Origin of the sequence: Agrobacterium sp. SORGH_AS 787 (genome assembly GCF_030819035.1) — a bacterium.
Classification (GTDB): Bacteria; Pseudomonadota; Alphaproteobacteria; order Rhizobiales; family Rhizobiaceae; genus Agrobacterium; species Agrobacterium larrymoorei_B.
The window spans coordinates 1,384,183-1,403,488 of sequence record NZ_JAUTBG010000001.1; the positions used below are offsets into that span (position 1 = coordinate 1,384,183).

General features: G+C 57.3%; 20 protein-coding genes. 14 read left to right on the forward strand and 6 right to left on the reverse strand.

Annotation, left to right across the window (positions count from 1 at the left end; all coding sequences use genetic code 11):
• Window positions 1–189 precede the first annotated feature (189 nt).
• The 7 genes from QE435_RS06070 to QE435_RS06100 all read left to right on the forward strand — a co-directional run bounded on the left by QE435_RS06070 (window position 190) and on the right by QE435_RS06100 (window position 7,460).
• Window positions 190–978, forward strand: coding sequence for a 1-acyl-sn-glycerol-3-phosphate acyltransferase (locus QE435_RS06070; RefSeq protein WP_349040611.1), 789 nt, complete (start codon window positions 190–192; stop codon window positions 976–978).
• Between the two features lie 393 nt (window positions 979–1,371).
• Window positions 1,372–2,199, forward strand: a complete 828-nt coding sequence (locus QE435_RS06075) for a DUF3100 domain-containing protein (protein WP_349040612.1) — start codon at window positions 1,372–1,374, stop codon at window positions 2,197–2,199.
• The gene (locus tag QE435_RS06080; RefSeq protein WP_349040613.1) at window positions 2,196–2,714 is read left to right on the forward strand and encodes a hypothetical protein; all 519 of its coding nucleotides are present in this window, start codon (window positions 2,196–2,198) and stop codon (window positions 2,712–2,714) included. Before QE435_RS06075 ends, QE435_RS06080 begins: the two co-directional genes overlap by 4 nt.
• Window positions 2,715–2,768: 54 nt before the next feature.
• On the forward strand, window positions 2,769–3,926 hold the full coding sequence (locus QE435_RS06085) for a M20 aminoacylase family protein (RefSeq protein ID WP_349040614.1): 1,158 nt from the start codon (window positions 2,769–2,771) through the stop codon (window positions 3,924–3,926).
• A gap of 63 nt (window positions 3,927–3,989) precedes the next feature.
• On the forward strand, window positions 3,990–4,901 hold the full coding sequence (locus QE435_RS06090; protein WP_349040615.1) for a LysR family transcriptional regulator: 912 nt from the start codon (window positions 3,990–3,992) through the stop codon (window positions 4,899–4,901).
• 122 nt (window positions 4,902–5,023) lie between these two features.
• On the forward strand, window positions 5,024–5,908 hold the full coding sequence (locus QE435_RS06095) for an NAD(P)-dependent oxidoreductase (protein ID WP_349040616.1): 885 nt from the start codon (window positions 5,024–5,026) through the stop codon (window positions 5,906–5,908).
• A gap of 13 nt (window positions 5,909–5,921) precedes the next feature.
• Complete coding sequence (locus tag QE435_RS06100) at window positions 5,922–7,460, forward strand: aldehyde dehydrogenase family protein (RefSeq protein WP_349040617.1); 1,539 nt, start codon at window positions 5,922–5,924, stop codon at window positions 7,458–7,460.
• 194 nt (window positions 7,461–7,654) lie between these two features.
• On the opposite strand, the gene QE435_RS06105 is transcribed toward QE435_RS06100, so the two are convergent.
• The 4 genes from QE435_RS06105 to QE435_RS06120 all read right to left on the reverse strand — a co-directional run bounded on the left by QE435_RS06105 (window position 7,655) and on the right by QE435_RS06120 (window position 12,374).
• Window positions 7,655–8,638, reverse strand: a complete 984-nt coding sequence (locus tag QE435_RS06105) for an esterase-like activity of phytase family protein (protein WP_349041140.1) — start codon at window positions 8,636–8,638, stop codon at window positions 7,655–7,657.
• 46 nt (window positions 8,639–8,684) lie between these two features.
• Window positions 8,685–10,592, reverse strand: a complete 1,908-nt coding sequence (gene cobT / locus QE435_RS06110; RefSeq protein WP_349040618.1) for a cobaltochelatase subunit CobT — start codon at window positions 10,590–10,592, stop codon at window positions 8,685–8,687.
• Between the two features lie 102 nt (window positions 10,593–10,694).
• Window positions 10,695–11,684, reverse strand: a complete 990-nt coding sequence (cobS, locus tag QE435_RS06115; protein ID WP_296099443.1) for a cobaltochelatase subunit CobS — start codon at window positions 11,682–11,684, stop codon at window positions 10,695–10,697.
• A 63-nt stretch (window positions 11,685–11,747) separates the two neighbouring features.
• Window positions 11,748–12,374, reverse strand: coding sequence for a J domain-containing protein (locus QE435_RS06120; RefSeq protein WP_349040619.1), 627 nt, complete (start codon window positions 12,372–12,374; stop codon window positions 11,748–11,750).
• A 164-nt stretch (window positions 12,375–12,538) separates the two neighbouring features.
• On the opposite strand from QE435_RS06120, the gene QE435_RS06125 reads away from it, so the two are divergent.
• Together QE435_RS06125 and QE435_RS06130 are read left to right on the forward strand one after the other, a co-directional pair.
• Complete coding sequence (locus QE435_RS06125; protein WP_113180105.1) at window positions 12,539–12,820, forward strand: BolA family protein; 282 nt, start codon at window positions 12,539–12,541, stop codon at window positions 12,818–12,820.
• 50 nt (window positions 12,821–12,870) lie between these two features.
• Window positions 12,871–13,443, forward strand: a complete 573-nt coding sequence (locus tag QE435_RS06130) for a DNA polymerase III subunit epsilon (RefSeq protein ID WP_349040620.1) — start codon at window positions 12,871–12,873, stop codon at window positions 13,441–13,443.
• Between the two features lie 39 nt (window positions 13,444–13,482).
• On the opposite strand, the gene aroB is transcribed toward QE435_RS06130, so the two are convergent.
• Window positions 13,483–14,613: a 3-dehydroquinate synthase gene (aroB, locus tag QE435_RS06135; RefSeq protein ID WP_349040621.1), complete on the reverse strand. Its 1,131-nt coding sequence runs from the start codon at window positions 14,611–14,613 to the stop codon at window positions 13,483–13,485.
• Window positions 14,614–14,617: 4 nt separating this feature from the next.
• Window positions 14,618–15,199 (reverse strand): shikimate kinase, encoded by a 582-nt coding sequence (locus tag QE435_RS06140; protein WP_349040622.1) that lies wholly within the window; start codon window positions 15,197–15,199, stop codon window positions 14,618–14,620.
• 288 nt (window positions 15,200–15,487) lie between these two features.
• On the opposite strand from QE435_RS06140, the gene QE435_RS06145 reads away from it, so the two are divergent.
• From QE435_RS06145 to QE435_RS06165, 5 genes are all read left to right on the forward strand, one after another.
• Window positions 15,488–15,640, forward strand: coding sequence for a hypothetical protein (locus QE435_RS06145; RefSeq protein WP_306928620.1), 153 nt, complete (start codon window positions 15,488–15,490; stop codon window positions 15,638–15,640).
• A gap of 12 nt (window positions 15,641–15,652) precedes the next feature.
• Window positions 15,653–16,606 carry a site-specific tyrosine recombinase XerD gene (gene xerD, locus QE435_RS06150; protein ID WP_349040623.1) on the forward strand — a complete coding sequence of 318 codons (954 nt, stop codon included), beginning with the start codon at window positions 15,653–15,655 and terminating at the stop codon, window positions 16,604–16,606.
• A gap of 63 nt (window positions 16,607–16,669) precedes the next feature.
• The gene (locus QE435_RS06155; protein WP_309770040.1) at window positions 16,670–17,623 is read left to right on the forward strand and encodes an acetyl-CoA carboxylase carboxyltransferase subunit alpha; all 954 of its coding nucleotides are present in this window, start codon (window positions 16,670–16,672) and stop codon (window positions 17,621–17,623) included.
• A 524-nt stretch (window positions 17,624–18,147) separates the two neighbouring features.
• Complete coding sequence (locus tag QE435_RS06160; RefSeq protein ID WP_349040624.1) at window positions 18,148–18,306, forward strand: hypothetical protein; 159 nt, start codon at window positions 18,148–18,150, stop codon at window positions 18,304–18,306.
• Window positions 18,307–18,729: 423 nt separating this feature from the next.
• Window positions 18,730–19,011 carry a hypothetical protein gene (locus QE435_RS06165; RefSeq protein ID WP_349040625.1) on the forward strand — a complete coding sequence of 94 codons (282 nt, stop codon included), beginning with the start codon at window positions 18,730–18,732 and terminating at the stop codon, window positions 19,009–19,011.
• Window positions 19,012–19,306 lie beyond the last annotated feature (295 nt).

Sequence of the window (19,306 nt, forward strand, 5' to 3'; positions counted from 1 at the left end):
AAGACGCGGGTTTGGAAGATCGCGCCGGGGTCTGAGCGGTCACTCAAAAACATCTTGCCCGTCTCGTCAGGCCTCCTTCTCGGCGGATAGGTCTTGCTGCATGGCCCCCGTATCGTGTAGGCGTTGCCCATCTGCGCTGGCGTGAAGAGGCACCCGTCTTCGGCTCAAGCGCCCGGAGATACCAGACACATGCTCAGACTACGTTCGGTTCTGTTCAACACCTTCTTCTATCTCAATCTCATCCTGCGCATGATCGTGCTGACGCCGATCTATTTCCTCGTGCCACGCAAACTTGCCTATGAGATTCCGAAGAACTGGGCGCGTTCCAACCACTGGCTCATGAAGACGATTGTCGGAACGACTTTCGAGGTGGAGGGACTGGAAAACATTCCGGCAACCGGATGTATCTTCGCGCCGAAGCACCAATCTTTTTGGGACACCTACGCGCTGCTGCCCGATCTGAAAGACCCGGTCTATATCTTGAAGCGCGAGCTGATGTGGATCCCGCTCTTTGGCTGGTATGTCGCCAAGCAGCGGATGATCCCCGTCAATCGTGCTGCACGTGGCAAGGCCATGTTGAAGGTCATGGACCGCGCCAAGGAGGAGATGGCCAAGGGTCGCGAGTTGATCATTTATCCGGAAGGAACACGACGTCCGCCAGGGGCGGAGCCTGAGTATCGCTACGGAATCGCGCGGCTCTATCGCGATCTCAAAGTGCCGGTGGTGCCGGTCGCGATGCATCCCGGCCTCTTCTGGCCGCGCCGCTCCACCATGCGCTATCCGGGCCACTTCAAGGTCCGCATCCTGCCGCCTATCCAGCCGGGACTCGATCCTGATACCTTCTTCAAGACGCTGATCGAAGTCACGGAGAAGGCAAGCGACGAACTCCTGATCGAGACTGCGCTCAACAATCCTGACCTTCCCATGCCGCCGACCGCGCAGAAGCGCCTTGCCGAGCTTGGTTTTTCGCGAGACTGAATTGCCTTAGCGATGTCCCAGATTCGGGTCTAAGGCACGATGTGTAGTTTCCAAGGGGTAAAGCGTCCTTCGCGCGCCCAATAGGACGCCCCGTCATAGACGAACCCCAAGCCATGACATGACATGCTGAAACCAAATACCTAAGAGCTGGGAACGGATGACGCCGATCTTAGAGCATCCGGTTTTGAAAGTGTTTGTGCGTGTTGACGTCGCTGGACCAGCGCAATCCTGGGCGACCTGCGACCAAGGCTGGTGATCGTCGTGTTGCTGGCCTTGCAACACGACGTTGCACTTCTTCGGGCTTCCAATAGCGTCAGCCGCAGTCATAATTCCTTCAGACGGCTGACAAAAGCAAAAGAAGCGAGCGCCGCACTGACCAGAGGGACAACAATCATGAACACGACATCCTTGAAAGGATGGTGGCTTCACGGCGTCGTGCTGGCCATCGTCATCGTTTCCGAATATATCGGCATATTGAGACTGCCAATCGGCATTGGCACCGTTGTATTCCTGCCAATTCTTTACGCTTTCGCTTTGGGCATCGCGCTCAATCCTAATATCTTGAAAAAGACCGCAGCGCTTATTCCTCCGGACGCTGTGAAGCTGGCCGGCACGATGATCACTATTTCCATCATGCCGTTCATCGCCAAGTTCGGTACCACTGTCGGGCCCCAGATCGACAAGATCATCGAAGCCGGTCCGGCACTCGTCGTTCAGGAACTCGGTAATCTGGGAACCATCGTCATTGCTTTCCCCGTTGCGGTTTTCCTCTTGAAAATGGGTCGGGAATCGATCGGGGCGACCTATTCGATTGACCGCGAGCCGAACCTGGCTGTGATCGCGGATCGCTTCGGCCTCAACAGCCCGGAAGGCGCAGGAGCCATGGGCGTGTACGCGACGGGTACTTTGATTGGCACATTCGTCTTTGCCATTGTGCCGCCGCTCATTCAGTCGCTCGGCTGGTTCGATTACCGTGCACTGGCCATGTCGTGCGGCGTCGGTTCGGGAAGCATGCTTGCCGCATGCACGGGAGGACTTGTTTCTGTCTTGCCGGAGAACAAGGATGTCATTCTGGCGCTCGCAGCTGCCAGTAACATCCTGACATATGCCACCGGTCTTTATGTTGGCCTTTTCGTGGCTCTTCCGTTGACGGAATGGCTCTACAAGAAGGCACGTCCGAACGATCCGGCCAACTGGGTAGTCAAAGGAGAGATAAGATGAGCATGAACTCGGTCCAAACCTCCTCCCTTGAGGAGCAACTTCCTATCCACGCCGAAGATGAGCGCGGGATCAATCTCGCCAACTACTCGGGCCTTCTTGTCATCGCCTGTGTCATCGGGCTTGTTGCAAATTGGATCGCGACAGGCGTCAATCCGCTTGTCGCACTGCCCGGCATGGCGATCTTGTATCTAGTGTCGGTGGCAGGCCTCGTTCTGGCGCGCTACCTGCCATTCTACCTGCCTGGTGTAGCCTGGACCTCGCTTCTGGCCATTATCGTGACGTTGCCATTCGTCCCAGGCTCTGCCTGGGTTCTCGAGAAGGTCACCGTGTTGAACTTCCTGGCCCTTGCAACGCCTGCTCTGGCTTATGGCGGCCTCGCGCTGACCAAAGGTGAGTTCGACATCGCCAGAAAGTCCGGTTGGAAGATCGTTATCGTAGCAGTCTGCGTGATGTTTGGAACCTTCATGGGATCGGTCGTGATCGCAGATCTTTCACTGCGGCTCACGGGTCAATAAAAATAATCCGGTCGCATATGGAGAGCGACCGGCATTTTAATCGAAGGAAAGCCGGTGCGGACATTTCTCAATAACGCGGATATTGTTGAGGCCGTGAAGTGGCGGCGTCATCTGCACCGTAATCCTGAACTGGGCTTCGAGGAAACGGAAACATCCGCCTTCATCGCTGCACGATTGGCAGAATGGGGCTACGCGGTAAAAACCGGTTATGGCAAAACCGGCGTGGTGGGCAGCTTAAAACGCGGCATATCCTCGAAGGCCATCGGTATTCGCGCTGACATAGACGCCCTCCCTATCATGGAGAAAAGTGGCGTCGAATATGCATCCCGCGTCGCCGGAAAAATGCACGCCTGCGGTCACGATGGTCATGTCGCCATGGCTCTCGCGGCGGCGAAATCGCTTTCTTCACAAGCCTTCAATGGCGCTGTCCATTTCGTCTTCCAGCCCGCTGAAGAGAATGATGGCGGCGGCAAGGCTATGGTCAAGGATGGACTTTTCCGGGACTTCGTCATGGATGGCATCTATGGCATGCACAATTGGCCCACCTTGGATCTCGGAACATGTGTGGCGCGTGATGGAGAAATGATGGCCGCATTCGCCACCTTCGAGATCAAGGTCACGGGACGCGGTGCCCATGGTGCGATGCCGCATGAGGGCGCAGACCCGATTGTGGCCGCGTCGCAGATTGTCTCAGCGCTCCAGACCATCGCGAGCCGTAACGTGTCCCCCTTGCAAAGCGCGGTCGTATCGGCAACGCAAGTTCATGGCGGCGATGCGTGGAACGTCATACCGGAAGAGGTCGTCGTCAAAGGTACGACCCGCTGGTTCGATGAGCAGGTTGGCGCGACGATAGAGAAACGCCTAGCAGCAATTGCAAATGCAATCGCTTCCGCGTTCGACTGCGTGGTGGAGATTGACTACCTGCGCCGCTATCCGGCAACAACCAACGACCCAGCCTGCGCCGCCATCATCCGCAACCTAGCGCCCCGAGTGCCGGGCATTAAGGTTGTCGATGCGGATCCGAGCATGGCGGCGGAAGATTTTTCCTTCATGCTGCGGGAAAAACGCGGTTGTTACTTCTGGCTAGGCGCAAGGAAAAGCGGGAGCAACCCGGGCCTGCATTCGCCCTTCTTCGATTTCAACGATGATGTTTTGCCTCTTGGGGCGAACATGTGGATAGCACTGGTCCAAGATCAACTTGCGTCAGCTTGACGGTTATCGAGGATTTGAGCCGAATACATTGACAGGATCGCCGCTGCCGCGAAATATGCGCTGATGGAAACGCTTGACGCCAAAGCTCTCCGGATCTTCACCGCGGTCGTGCGAACGGGTTCGATCCGAAGCGCGGCAGAACTCCTGCATGTTGCCGCGTCGGTTGTCAGCCGGCAAATCGCCGAAACAGAGAGAAACGTCGGGCTTCCCCTTTTCGAACGCAGCAGTCGCGGCGTAGGCCTGACCGATGCTGGCCGGCTGGTATTAGAGCATGCACAAAGGGTGATCGAAGACAGAAATCTTCTCTCCGAACAACTCGACCAGTTGCGTAGTGTCCAGCAGGCTCGCATCCGTATTTGCTGCGGCGAAGGGTTTCTCGGCGACATGATTGAGCACGGGCTCAAGACCTTCGTGAAGAGCTACCCATTGGTGGCCTATTCACTGACCCTCGGCAGCACCGACGATGTGCTGGACACTGTTGTCAACGGCGATTCCGACATCGGCATCGCCTATAATCCCGTCATTGATACGCGACTACGGTCGCTGGCCATTTCTCGACAGCCGCTGTGTCTCGTCGCACCGAACGGACACCCACTGCTTGCCCGTCCAAGTATCAGGCTCCAGGATTGCATGGCAGAAAGCCCCTATGCGCTGCTGAGCAAAGGACATGGGGTGACGCAGCTTGTCGCTCGCGTGGCCGCAGACTGCGGGATGGCAGTCGCACCATTGGTGGAGACACCCTCAATCGACGTGTTGAGGCGCTTCGTCATAGCGGAACTCGGCGTAACGTTCCTGCCAAACTTTTCCGTAGCGACGGAACTCTCCCGCTCGGCACTTGGCGTTGCCGAACTGAGCGACCCGCTATTGGCGCAGGCAAGTGCGCACCTTATCGTCAAAGCCCGTCGAAGACTTCCCACTTCTGTGGATCGCCTGGCAAGTCATCTCGCCTCGGCAATGGCTGCCTTCAAGGCGTAAAGGAGGCGTTGCTCCGGCTGCAACGCGTTGTTCCCCACGTTCCGACTACCGGCTCTTCCATGAAGATGAGAGGTTTGCCCTATCAAAATCAGCAGGGCTGAACGCTTATAAAGGGGATTTGAATGTCGGCAGGGATGCAAGCGACTGTAGGGGTCATCGGCCTCGGCAGTATGGGAATCGGCATGGCAACGACTTTGGCATCGAAAGGCTTCCGCACCCTCGGCTTTGACCTTTCGCAGGAGCGTCGCATCCTTGCAGCCAAATCGGCGGTCGGACCTTTAGAGACGATTGCTGCGGCATTCGAAGTGAGTGATTTCCTTGTCTTTTCACTCCCAACAGCAAAAGACGTCGAAGCCGTTATCGATCAACACATCGATATTCTCGAGCAGCGAAGTGGCACGCGCATCATCATTATCGACACATCCACCTCCGAGCCGGATGTCAGCCGCAAATTGGCGCGTCGTTTGGCGGAGCTGAATCATGGTTTTCTGGACGCACCGGTCAGCGGCGGTCCGGCTGGAGCCGCTTCTGGAAAGCTGACAATGATGATTGGTGGAGCGGAAAAAGATGTCGCACTCGCCCGGTCAGTCATCGAGGCTATGTCCGCCAAGGTGCTTCACGTCGGCGCAAGCGGATCTGGGAATGTTGCGAAGCTGGTCAACAATCTTCTCGCAGCAGCGCACATGATCACCACGAGCGAAGCACTCAAACTCGCGCTTTCGAGCGGCATTGATCCGGAAGCTGCCTTGCGTGTGCTGAATGCGGCATCTGGAAAGTCGATGATCAGTGAGGTGCATTTTCCCACCTGGATCATGTCCGACCGTTTTGACAGCGGCTTTTCCATGGGCCTGATGCGCAAGGATGTTCGCCTTGCGAGCGAACTGGCGCGGAGCACGGGGGCAGACCTTCCCATAGCCGAACTTGTGAGCCAATTGTGGAGCAAATCCGAGTTGAAAGACAGTGACGACTTCACCCGCATGGGCGCCTTCAAACCATCTTCAAAATAGGGTCGTGAGAATAATGAACATCATGAATATGACAGAGGATCAGGGTCCGCGCGTTCGCGAACTCTTCACGGGCTTTTTCAAGACCGACGAAATCGGCAGCTTCGTAAACGGTGAGATCGTGTATGGCTCAGGTGAAACGCTAAGCCTTACAGACCCCTCGTCCGGTCGGACCTTTGCCGAGTTTGCGGACGCTGGTCAGTCGGTCGTCGATGCGGCGATGGACGCGGCGGACGCAGCGCAACGTGAATGGACGAAGCTCACTGCATCCGCGCGCGGTCGCATCATGTTCGAGATCGGGCGCCAAATTCGTGACAATGCTGCCAACATTGCCGAAATCGAAAGTCGTTCCGCCGGTAGACCCATCCGCGATATCCGCGGCGAGGTCCTCAAAGTCGCGGAAATGTTCGAGTATTATGCTGGCTGGTGCGATAAATTGCATGGGGAAGTGATCCCCGTTCCCACCTCGCATCTGAACTACACGCGCAACGAAGCGATCGGCGTCGTGGTTCAGATCACCCCTTGGAACGCGCCCTTGTTTACGGGGGGATGGCAGATAGCGCCCGCCATCTGTGCAGGCAATGGCGTCGTGATCAAACCTTCCGAACTCACACCGCTCAGCACTCTCATTCTCGGCCTGCTGTGCGAACGTGCCGGCGCACCGCGCGGTCTCGTCAATGTTATCGCAGGACAAGGCGCAACAGCGGGACAGGCTGCCATCAAGCATTCCCGAACCGGGCTTGTGGTCTTCGTCGGTTCAGCTCATGCAGGATCACTTGTCGCAGCGGCAGCAGCAAAAAATGTGGTTCCGTGCATTCTGGAACTGGGCGGCAAGTCGGCAAACATCGTGTTTGACGATGCCGATTTCGACCGGGCCATTCTCGGGGCACAATCGGCGATTTTCGGCGGCGCTGGCCAAAGCTGCGTTGCGGGTTCCCGTCTCCTCGTTCAGCGCTCGATCCACGAGGAGTTCGTCGCACGTTATGCCTCTGCGGCCAATCGAATTCCTGTTGGCAATCCATTTGAGGATACGACTCAGGTTGGACCCATCAACAATCTGCGTCAATGGAACAAGATTGCAGAGATGGTGACGCTCGGCCTCAATGAGGGCGCAACCTTGGCGGCTGGCGGCAGCCGCCCGCAGTCACTGGAAGGAACGGGTGGCTTCTATTTTGCGCCAACCATTCTTGATAACGTGGCTCCAAGTGCCACTCTCTTCAGTGAAGAGGTCTTTGGTCCGGTTGTCGGCGTGACGCCATTTGACACGGAAGAGGAAGCGGTTGCACTAGCCAATAACAATCCTTATGGCCTTGCGGGTGCGGTCTGGACGAACAATGTCGCAAGAGCACATCGCGTCGCCTCCCAGGTGCGCGCCGGAACATTCTGGATCAACGGCTACAAGACAATCAGCGTCATGTCCCCGTTTGGGGGCTTTGGAAAGAGCGGGTACGGTCGCTCAAGCGGCAGGGACGCTTTGATGGCCTATACCCAGACGAAAAGCATCTGGGTCGAGACTGCGGTAGCACCGGGCATCACCTTCGGATATGTCGCGTAAGGCTCGTTCTGGAGCCGGAAAATTCCGGCTTCAGACGAACATGATTCCCGTGTTCGATGAAGGAATTCAATCGCCAACAAAGAACGAGCAATCTGCCACCAGTTTTTTGCATCATCGGCTCGATAGTCGGTTCCGATTTCGGGCCGATGCTGCAGGAATGCTTGGTCGGGCACCCCAAGCATCTCCTCGGAAAACTAATTCAGCTTGAACTCCAGCATCAGGTTTCGCTGGAGAAATGAGTGGTTGTCGTCCGAGACAAGGATGATATGCGTCGATCCGTCTGGTTGGGTCACCACATCCATGCCTTCCATATTGTCGATCTGATAGGACGGGCCAGCCTCGATCAGTGTTTCTCCATCGACGACAGAACCTGGGAGAATATCCTTGCCATCGATACGTCGGATGCGCATGCCCGCGCCTTCGCTGAAATTGAAGCGGCGCTCCAGCAAGAGCAGGTCGCCATTTGCCAAAAAGGCACCGTCGGTGACGGCGAAGTCGCCATGCTTCTTCACGGCGAACAGACCCTTCAACGGTCCCTCCAAGATGGCGGCGTAGAGGTTGCCGCTTCTGTCCACGCTATCTTCCGCCACTGCAACCAGCGCGCCCTTCAACGGTGAATTTTCCGGCGAAGCGACGAGCGTCTCCAGCCCAGCATTGCGCTTTAACGCGTTGTTCGGGATCAGATGCGGGAGCCTGCCGCTTGGCTTGGCATCTGCCAAATCCTTGTCGGGATAAATGCCGATGCGGTGGAACTGCTCATAGCTGACATAGAGATGATTGCCCCGCAGTGCCAAGCCTTCTGCATCCATGTCCACCTTTCTGCGCGCAGTGGTTCCGGTCTCGTTCAGCATCGGGTCGACGCGAACCATCGAAACGCCCGAGAGGACGCCCGTTTTTCTGTCGCGTTCAATCTCACCGGTCATCCAGTGACCGGTATCCAGAACGGCAACGAAGCTGCGTCCGTCCGGTCTGAGGCGAATGCTGGAAATTGCCCCGAAGGCGGGATCGGATGAACGCATCGACAGGCCGCCGATAAACTCCAGCATACCGAAATGCGTCTCACCCGACCCGACAAGGAAATCCTTGATTGGTGTGGACGTCACCGCGACTTCGGGGGAAGAGGCCCCAATCGCCGCCGGGGCCAGGATCGCAAGGGCAAAGGAGAGCGCGCCGATCACTTTGCCGGAAGACCGGCGGGGAGCATCGCCGCCGCCGCGAGGTGGCCTATCCCGCACGGCGCATCCTGCGGGATGGCTTGCCGGAGCTTGCGCTGGTATCCTCGAAGAGGGCGGCAAGTTGTTCGGTCATGGCGCCAGCCAACTCGTCCGCGTCCACAATCGTGACGGCACGGCGGTAGTAGCGCGTCACATCGTGGCCGATGCCGATCGCAAGAAGCTCAACAGGCGAACGCGTCTCGATCTGCTCGATCACAGCACGCAGATGCCGTTCGAGATAATTGCCCGGATTGACCGAAAGCGTCGAGTCGTCCACCGGCGCTCCATCCGAGATCATCATCATGATCTTGCGCTGCTCCGGCCGGTTGATCAGGCGGTTATGCGCCCACATCAATGCTTCGCCGTCGATGTTTTCCTTGAGCAAACCTTCGCGCATCATAAGCCCGAGGTTGCGCCGTGCGCGGCGCCATGGCGCATCCGCGCTCTTGTAAATGATGTGGCGCAGATCGTTGAGGCGGCCAGGAGAGGGTGGCTTGCCGTTGGCCAGCCACTGTTCACGCGATTGGCCGCCCTTCCAGGCCTTGGTGGTGAAGCCAAGGATTTCGACCTTGACGCCGGAGCGTTCCAGCGTGCGCGCCAGAATATCGGCGCAAGTTGCGGCGACCGTGATCGGCCGCCCGCGCATCGAGCCGGAATTGTCGATGACAAGCGAGACGACCGTATCGCGGAATTTCGTATCGCGCTCTTTTTTGAAGGAGAGTGGCTGCATTGGGTCGATGATCAGGCGCACCAGACGTGCCGGATCGAGATAGCCCTCTTCCAGATCAAAATCCCAGGAGCGATTCTGTTGCGCCATCAGGCGGCGCTGCAAACGATTTGCCAGACGTCCGACGGCACCTTGAAGATGCGCCAACTGCTTGTCGAGGAAAGCGCGCAGGCGATCGAGTTCTGCTTCGTCGCAGAGTTCCTCGGCATGAATTTCCTCGTCGAATTCCTGGGTGAAGATGCGATAATCGACCTTCTCGTTGAAATCGTCGAAGGGGCTGTTCGGGCGACGGGTTTCGCCGGGCGTCTCGGAATCCTCGTCGAGATCGTCGGACATTTCGTCTTCCGACATCTCGGCGCCATCCATCTCGCCGTCTTCCATCTGTTCCTGCGAGGCTTCGCTCTCCTCCGCAGGGGCAGCATCGGAGCCAGCGTCTTCCTCGACCTGCTCTTCCTGCTGCTCGTTGCTACGGGGCTGGTCCTCGTCGGATTCGGCTTCCTGCGATTCCGGCTCATCATTCTCGTCGCCGAAATCCTCCGCCATCTGCATGGAGGTCAGCATCTTGCGAACGAGCTTGGAGAAGGCCTTCTGATCCTCGATAACGGTAGAGAGGTCTTCGAGATCGCCAGACGCCTTGTCTTCGATGAAGGAACGCCAGACATCGAGAATCTTGCCGGCGCTTTCCGGTGGCTTTTCGCCCGTCAGCTTTTCACGCACCAGAAGCGCGACGGCCTCGGCAATCGGTGCGTCTTCCTGGGTGTTGATATTGCCGAAATTGGCCTTGGCGTATTTCTCCGTGTTCATCGCACGAATATTGTTCGCCATGCCCGGCATGCGCAGTGCGCCGATGGATTCCACACGCGCCTGTTCGACGGCGTCGAAAATCTGCCGTGCATCCGCACCCTGCGGCGACATCGTCGCGTGCACATCGCTGTCGTGGCATGCAAGACGAAGCGCCATGGAATCGCCAAGCCCGCGGGTGATCGCCACTTCCTGCGCCGTAGGTTTCTTGGAAATCTCCGGCAGGCGCATCCGCTCGCCCGCAAGCCCCGGACGCTCATTGGCGAAAACCACTTCGACTTCGGAACTGCCCGCCACCGAACGCACGCAGCCGGTGATCGCCTGACGCAACGGTTCGGTGTCGATCACCGTGCCGGATTTTGGTCTCGAATTATCGCCGCGCGCTGCCATGGTCTTTCCTGCCGATTCTGAACGCTCCGCGCAGACTTCGAAAGCCACGCGGGAGCGTCTTCGTCTTCACGTCTCAGATGATCCTCCGGCTTTTGCCGAAGCTCAGGCGCTGAGAACGATGTTTGCCGCGCTTTCCTTCAGCTCTACGCCGAAAGCACGCTGGTACTGTTCCGCCACCAGGGTCCGCTCCAGCTCATCGCACTTGTTGAGGAAGGTGACGCGGAAGGCAAAGGCGAGATCGCCGAAGATTTCCGCATTCTCTGCCCAGGTAATGACGGTACGCGGGCTCATCACGGTCGAGAGGTCACCATTGATGAAGGCCGAGCGGGTCAGATCCGCAACGCGAACCATCTTCGATGCGGTCTCGCGACCCTTCTCGTTGTCGAGGCTCTTCACCTTGGCAACGATGATGTTCACTTCCTGCTCGTGCGGCAGATAGTTCAGCGTCGTGACGATCGACCAACGGTCCATCTGTGCCTGGTTGATCTGCTGCGTACCATGATAAAGGCCGGTGGTATCGCCAAGGCCAACGGTGTTGGCGGTTGCGAAAATACGGAAGGCCGGGTGAGGGCGGATCACGCGGCTCTGGTCGAGCAGGGTCAGGCGGCCGGACGATTCCAGAACGCGCTGGATGACGAACATGACGTCCGGGCGGCCCGCGTCGTATTCGTCGAAGACGAGCGCGACATTGTGCTGGTAGGCCCAAGGCAGAATTCCGTCCTTGAACTCGGTGACCTGCTTGCCGTCCTTCAGGACGATGGCGTCCTTGCCGACGAGGTCGATACGGCTGACATGGCTGTCGAGGTTGACGCGCACGCACGGCCAGTTGAGGCGTGCTGCGACCTGTTCGATATGGGTGGACTTACCGGTGCCGTGGAAGCCGGACACCATGACACGTCGGTTATGAGCAAAGCCTGCAAGGATCGCCAGTGTCGTATCGCGGTCGAAAAGATAGTCCGGGTCCAGATCTGGCACATAGGCGTCGCCCTGGCTGTAAGCCGGAACACGCAGATCCGTATCGATACCGAAGACCTCGCGGACAGAAACAGTCGTATCCGGCAGGTTGGTAATATCAAGGTCAATTTTGCTCATCACGTCTCCAAGGCGGGTAGCAACCACCCGGCCACATCTTCATAAGGCAATCACAAAAAGGGCTTAGCAGAAACCCGATTGTTTTAACAATTGGTAGGCTTGAATTACAGCCCGAAAACGCTCTTCCGAACCGCGATCGCCACCATTAGCATCAGGATGGTGCTTTTTGACAAGCTCCTTGTAACGCCGTTTGATGTCATCCTGCTTTGCACCGGCTTCGAGCCCGAGCGTGTCTAAGGCTTTTGCCTCCAGGGTTTTCAGTTTGCGGTCCGGCTGGATCCGCTGGCCGCCAGCCTTTCCATCGCCAAAACCATTGGTGAATCCGAAGGGATCCCGGATGCGCGCATTTGCAGCACCCGAGCGCAAGGTGGAATGAAGCGGACTGTCTCGCGCGGTCTTGTTGACCCCCACTGTCCAGGTGGGGCGGTGGCCAGTGATCGCTTCCTTCTGGTAACGGGCGATCTCGCTGTCGGAGAGGCCCGAAAAATAATTGTAGCCCTTGTTGTACTCCTTCACGTGCTCGAAACAGAACATGAAGAATTTCCCCTCGGCGTTGCGGCCAACGGGTGCGCGGTGATTACCAGGCTTGTCGCATCCATCCCACTGACAGACGGGGGCCTGAGCCTCCGGCGGTTGCTCTCTTTTGCGACGCGTGCGGATGCGGTCGAAATATTTCGAATCCAGTTTCATGATATCCCAATTATGGTGCGCAAAAGGGTGCACAACAAGAATTGACAAAGCGGAATGTTACAGGCTTTTAGGGAGCCCCTTTAGGCCTGTGTGGAAACCGATCGCTCTCCGCCGCCGAGCTTCCAAACAGGCTCTAACAACGCGATCATCAGGAGATGGATGCCATGTCCCTGCGCCAACGCATGGAAAACAAGCTGCGGGAAGCATTTTTGCCGGATCGCCTGAATGTCATCGATGAAAGCCACATGCATGCCGGGCACCAGCCGGATATGACCGGCACGGGCGAGACGCATATGCGTGTTCAGATAGTGTCCGAGCAGTTCTCCGGCAAGTCCCGCGTGGATCGTCATCGTGCAATTAATGGACTGTTGAAGCCCGAACTGGATGCAGGCCTGCACGCACTTGCTATAGAAGCCGCGGCACCGGGCGAGCCGACGCGGTTTTAGAGCCAAAACCTTTGGAAAATCTGACCGCAGTACCTCAGTGTGAGGGGCAAATGTCATTCATCTACATTGTCACCGACTGCGAATTCGACGGTCCTATCCCAGGTCAACACTCAATGTTGTCCTTCGGCTCAGTCGCTCTGTCTCACAGTGGCGAGAGCCTCGGCGAGTTCGAAGTGGTTATCGAGCCGTTGCCTGATGCGAACCAAGACCCTCTGACCATGCAGTTCTGGCGCAGGCACCCTGAAGCATGGGCGGCCGCAACGTCAAACGCCGTTCCGGCGCCTCTGGCAATCGACCAGTTCATAGACTGGATAAAGTCTTTTGATGCCGACCCGATCTTTGCTGCCCATCCCGTCGCACTCGATGGGCCATGGTTCAATTATTACTTGAGCCGCTTCGCTGGCAGAGCCCTCTTCGAGGGGCCATGGATTCCCGATCGTCTTTTTAAGCACGCGCCGCTCTGCATCATGTCGATGGTTGCAGGAGCGACCGGGCGGGATTTCTGGCAGTGTGATGTCAAGCACTATCCACAGGAGTGGCTGGGTGCGATCGAGCACACGCACCGAGCAATCGACGACGCGCGCGGATATGCTCATCTGCTAAGCCGGCTGATCAAGGACTGACGGTCAACGCCAGCCTTGAGAGGTCGAGACAACCGATATCTATCTCGGATGCTTTTCCGACAGAAAGCTCTGCACTTCCGATGCCGCGACATCATCCGCCACGAAAGACTGGCCGATGCCGTGGGTCAGGATGAAGGTAAGCTTTCCGCCCTTGACCTTCTTGTCCTGAGCAATGGCCGTCATTAGCATGTCGACAGGCGGCAGCTGGCCTGGGATATCCTCCATCGAGGTCGGCAGACCCACCGCCTTCAGATGCGCTTCGACACGGCTTGCGTCATCCGGGCTTGCAAGGTTCATGCGGGCGGAGAACTGGTGCGCCAGCACCATGCCAATGGCAACGCCTTCTCCGTGAACCAGACGCTCGCTGTTATAGTCTGTTGCCGCTTCCAGCGCGTGGCCGAAGGTATGACCGAGGTTCAATAGCGCCCGAACGCCGTTTTCCTTTTCGTCCGCAACCACCACGTCGGATTTCGCCTGGCAGCTTGTGGCAATCGCTTCGATGCGGGCAGGCCCGCCCTTCTCGATCTCAGCCCAGTTCTTCTCAAGCCAGGAGAAGAATTCCGGCTTGTCGATCAGGCCGTATTTGACAACTTCGGCATAGCCTGCACGAAACTCGCGCGGGCTCAGCGTATCGAGAACAGCGGTATCGGCGAGAACAAGATCCGGCTGATGGAAGACGCCGACGAGGTTCTTGCCGTGGCGGCTGTTGATGCCGGTCTTACCGCCGACGGAGGAATCCACCTGCGCCAGAAGCGAGGTCGGAATCTGCACAAAACGGACGCCGCGGCGAACGATGCCAGCGGCGAAGCCTGCCAGATCACCGATGACGCCGCCGCCAAGTGCGATGACCGCGTCGTTGCGCTCGATGCGTGCGGCGAGGATGGCATCGCAGACGGTGACGAGATGATCGAAGCTCTTGGTCTTTTCGCCAGCGGGCAGGGTCAGCGATACGGCCTCAATGCCATCCGTCTGCAGACCATCCATCAATGTTTCGAGATAGAGCGGCGCAACGTGCTCATCGGTGATGATCGCGGCGCGTTTCCCCTTCAGCCGTGAGGAAATCTCTCCACCGGCGCGAGCGATCAGGCCCGGTCCGATGAGAATGTCATAGGCACGTTCACCCAGCGGAACATGAACGAGGCGCTCGTCGGTCTGGATGGCAGAGGGCATGGCATCAGGCTTTCTTGTTGAGGCTGGCGATGGCTTCTAGAACTTCCGTCGCGATGATCTCCTTGCGAACATCGCGGGATTCAATCGTAATATCGGCTTCGCAGTAGATCGGGTAACGTTTTTCCATCAGGGCAGCGAGTGTTGCCTTGGGGTCTTCGGTCTTCAGCAAGGGGCGATGATCCCGCTTGTTGACGCGTTCCCAAAGCACTTCGAGGTCGGCTTTCAGCCAGAGCGAAACGCCGCCACGCTTGATGTGTCTGCGGGTGTTCTCGTTGATGAAAGCCCCCCCGCCAGTGGAAACCACCTTTGCGCTGCCCCGAAGTAGCCGCTTGATGACGCGCGTTTCCAGCGCCCGGAATTCTTCTTCGCCGTAGTTGGCGAAAAGCTCTGAGATCGTCATGCGCGAGACGCGCTCGATTTCGTCATCCGTATCGACGAAGGGGATCTTCAATTGATGCGCGACCGACCTGCCGATGGCGGATTTTCCCGCGCCCATCAGCCCGACGAAGACGACGTTGCGCCTGCCAAGGGCGGCACGCGCTTTTTCTCCCAGACTCTGGGGAAGGGATAAGTTGGTTTCGCTCATGAAAGATGGCCCATTTGGCATCGGTATCTTCAAATGTTTACCAAGCGTCAAGCCAAATCGCGTCTTATAAGCATGTCGCGGAAAAGTGTGCAGCGGTTTTGCGATAACGACATGCGATGAAACAAGAACCTAAAGCCTAAAGCGCGAATCTGAAAGATCGCGGCGCGCTTTAGGCCACAGAAATAGCCCGACAGGATGACGCCGATTGTCAGGCGCAAGACTCGGGCGACGCCATACCCTTGCCAATATGTTGCCACAGGCAAGGCGACCAAATGCTGCGGAGTGATCATGCCCACCCTTTTCCGTTTCATCTTCATCCTCGCGGCGATTGCCGGCATTGTCTATGGGAGCATGGTGTCGCTTGTCTCGCTGGTGAAGCCGCGCGAGCGGGAAGTCACGGTGCGCATTCCTTCGGAGCGTCTCAACCCGCCCACGCCTTGAGGACATAAATCCATGTCTCGCCAGGATCACGCACGGCTGGAAGGCTTTCTGGAAATGATGAGCGCCGAGCGTGGCGCGGCGATAAACACGCTTGCCTCCTATGAGCGCGACCTCAGCGACCTGATGGAGTTTCTCTCATCTCGCCAGACGTCGTTGACCGAAGCAAGCACAGCCGACCTATCGGCCTATCTCGCTCATCTTTCCGCTCAAGGCTTTGCCGCATCCTCGCAGGCGAGGCGCCTTTCCGCGCTCCGGCAGTTCTATAAATTTCTTTATTCAGAGGGTGTTCGAGCCGACGACCCAACCGGCATCTTGGACGCGCCCCGCAAAGGCCGCGCTCTTCCCAAAACCATGAGTGTCGCGAGCGTCACGGCACTTCTGGCCAAAGCTGCGGAAGAGGCGAGCCAAGAGGGGCCGGCACAGCTGGGGCGGATCCGAATGCACCTACTGCTCGAACTGCTCTATGCCACGGGCATGCGCGTCAGCGAACTCGTCTCTCTGCCGGCAAAGGTCCTGCGTCACGAAGGCCGTTTCCTGATGATCCGCGGCAAGGGCAATAAGGACCGGGTCGTGTTGTTATCACGCACGGCAATCGAAGCGATGGAAAGATATGATGAGGCCCGCAAGGCGCTGACACCGAAGGGCAAGCCGCAGGAGGAAAGCCCCTGGCTTTTTCCCGCTGCCAGCAAGGAGGGTCATCTGCCCCGTCAGGTCTTCGCCCGTGATTTGAAGGATATCGCGATCCGCGCAGGATTGACTCCATCTGCCGTCTCGCCGCATGTGCTTAGGCACGCTTTTGCCAGCCATCTTCTGCAGAACGGCGCGGATCTGCGCGCAGTGCAGGAACTGCTCGGCCATTCGGACATTTCCACGACACAAATATACACACATGTGTTGGAAGAACGCCTTCAAGAGTTGGTTCAAACACACCACCCTCTTGCCAAACAGGGTAAAAACCTTGATTAGAGCGACCGGAACCGCCGGGAGAGCCCGGTCAAACCTTGCGCAAAACGATCGGAAACGGATCTCATGCTCAGCTACCTCGACTTCGAAAAACCCATTTCGGACCTGGAAGGCAAGATTCTTGAACTGAAGAAACTGGCCGCCGAAGACGAGAGCATCGATACGTCCGAGGAAATTTCGCGTCTGGAAGCGCGCGTCAACGATGCGATGCAGGATATCTACTCCAAGCTGAATGCCTGGCAGAAGACGCAGGTCGCGCGCCACCCGCAGCGCCCGCACTTCATCGACTACGCGAGTGCCCTCTTTACCGATTTCACGCCGCTTGCCGGCGACCGCAAATTTGCCGAAGATGCCGCCATCCAGGCAGGCCTTGGCCGCTTCAACGGCCAGCCGGTTGCTATTATCGGCCAGGAAAAAGGCAACGACACCAAGTCGCGCCTCAAACACAATTTCGGCAGCCCGCGTCCGGAAGGATACCGCAAGGCGATCCGGGTTCTAGAACTGGCCGACCGTTTCTCTCTACCCGTCGTGACGCTCATCGATACCGCTGGCGCTTACCCAGGTGTCGGTGCTGAAGAACGCGGCCAGGCGGAAGCCATCGCCCGCTCGACGGAGATGTGCCTCAACGCGAAGGTCCCAATCGTGTCCGTCGTCATCGGCGAAGGCGGCTCCGGCGGTGCAATCGCGATCGCGACTGGCAACCGTGTCTACATGCTCGAGCACGCGATCTATTCGGTGATCTCCCCCGAAGGTGCAGCCTCCATCCTCTGGCGCGACTCGACCCGCGCCAAGGAGGCCGCAACCAACATGAAGATCACCTCAGACGACCTGAAGGCGCTGGGCGTTATCGACGGTATTATCCCAGAGCCAATCGGTGGCGCGCACCGCGACCCTTCAAGCGTTATTGCCGCGACCGGCAAAACGATCGAAGCGGCACTGAAGGAGTTGACACCTCAGTCCGGAAGCCAGCTGCGCGCCGAACGTCGTCAGAAGTTTCTGGATATCGGGCGCAGCCTGTAATTCACTCGAGACCTCACTTTTTACAGCAAGGCGTGCCGTACTAGGCACGCCTTTTGCTTTTTGACGATGAGCCTGCCGATGCAATAAGAATGACGTGCTGCGAACGAAGCTTTTGTCTCGTCTAAATATTAAATATAAGGAATATTCATATCTATGACAGCAGGAGACATTCATGTCGTTATCGGCGTCGGTAAACGATAGCTCACCATCCCCGCTAAGGCTCTTGGAAAAGCCGCTGGCCTCCGGCATGTCGCGCGAGGTCTATGCTCTTCCCGGCACCTGGTCAAGGTACACACGAAGATACCGCCGCGCCGCTACTTCCAGAACATCCGGCTGCTATACATGGTGCGACGATTCTACAAGGCCATCGTCCCTATGCGGCGCGAGATACGAGAGTATGAGCGTGTCGCTGACGAAGGCCCTAGAACCGCGCGCCATCTCCAGCATTTTGCTGGCGTCGTTCTCACCGAGAGGGGCACGGGCATCCTTATAAAGGCCGTGCGCCGAAAAACGGTGGTCTTGCGATGACCCTTCAGGACGCGATAGAGAGCGGGCAATACAGCCAGCAGACGGACGAAGCGCTTTCGGAGTTTCTGGATTGGCTGGTCAAAAGCGACATCGTTGCCCGGGACGTGCACCTGACAACATCGTTGTGGACGAGAAGAACGGCGCGCTCGTCCTGATCGACGGGATTGGAGACAAGACCCTCCTCCCCGTCCGTTTACTTCTCTTGGTTGAATAGGAGCTACAAGAAGCGATTGGCCCGGTCGATCTACGCAGAGGTGGCTTATCGCTTCGTGAAATCGGCGCTGAGTAATCGATCTGTTCTTCTGCTCTTCATGTTCGCGGCACAGTTTTCGGCATCGACATTTCAGATGGTCACCTCATCGATGGCTGAAAATGCATAAGACTCTGAAGATTGCAAACTTCGCCTAGCAACTCTCGGCTCAATTCCGATCTTAAGTTGTATCCTAGCTTGCGAGGCAGAGGGGTGTCTCTATGGGGTTAAGAGAAATCATGAAAGAGTTTTCGATGTTGCCAGTTCTAGGACTGGCCGTGAGCGTGTGCGCAAAAAGACAGATGCGATCGTTCCGGTTGATGTTCCGATGGCTGCGTATAGCAATATGGACTGCCAGGCTTTGGCTCAGGAGTATCTGAAGGAGCAGGCCACTCTTTCCGCTGTATCCAAGCAGCAGAATGGTGCGGCAACGGGGGATGCTTTCGGCGTGTTCCTCATAGGCGTACCGATGTCCAGCACCTTTGGTGGTGACAAGAAAGGTCAACTCTCGATCACCAACGGGAAGGTAAAAGCGATCGAAGCCAATCTCCGAGGCGAAGAATGCAATGTTCCAACCGTCGGAAAACCCGTTGCGAAGAAGCCGAGGTAGCTGAGCTTTATTGGGCGGTAGATCTCGAGGGGTAGGCTTTCTTGTTGGTCATGATTGATGCGGACAGGTCACCGGAGGTGTGTGATCGTTACGGCGATTTCAACTTGATTGGCCTCTTCAGGTTTCTTCCTTCTGACCTTTAAGTACCTCCAAAAGCGAAATCAGCTTTGGATAACTGGCTGATTGATCCCTGAATCCAAACACCGGTCCTCGGTACTTTCTTAGGAATTCCATTATTGGTCCTATGTACCGAGTAAGTCGCGTGTCTTTAATAGACCGCATCTCTTCAAATGTT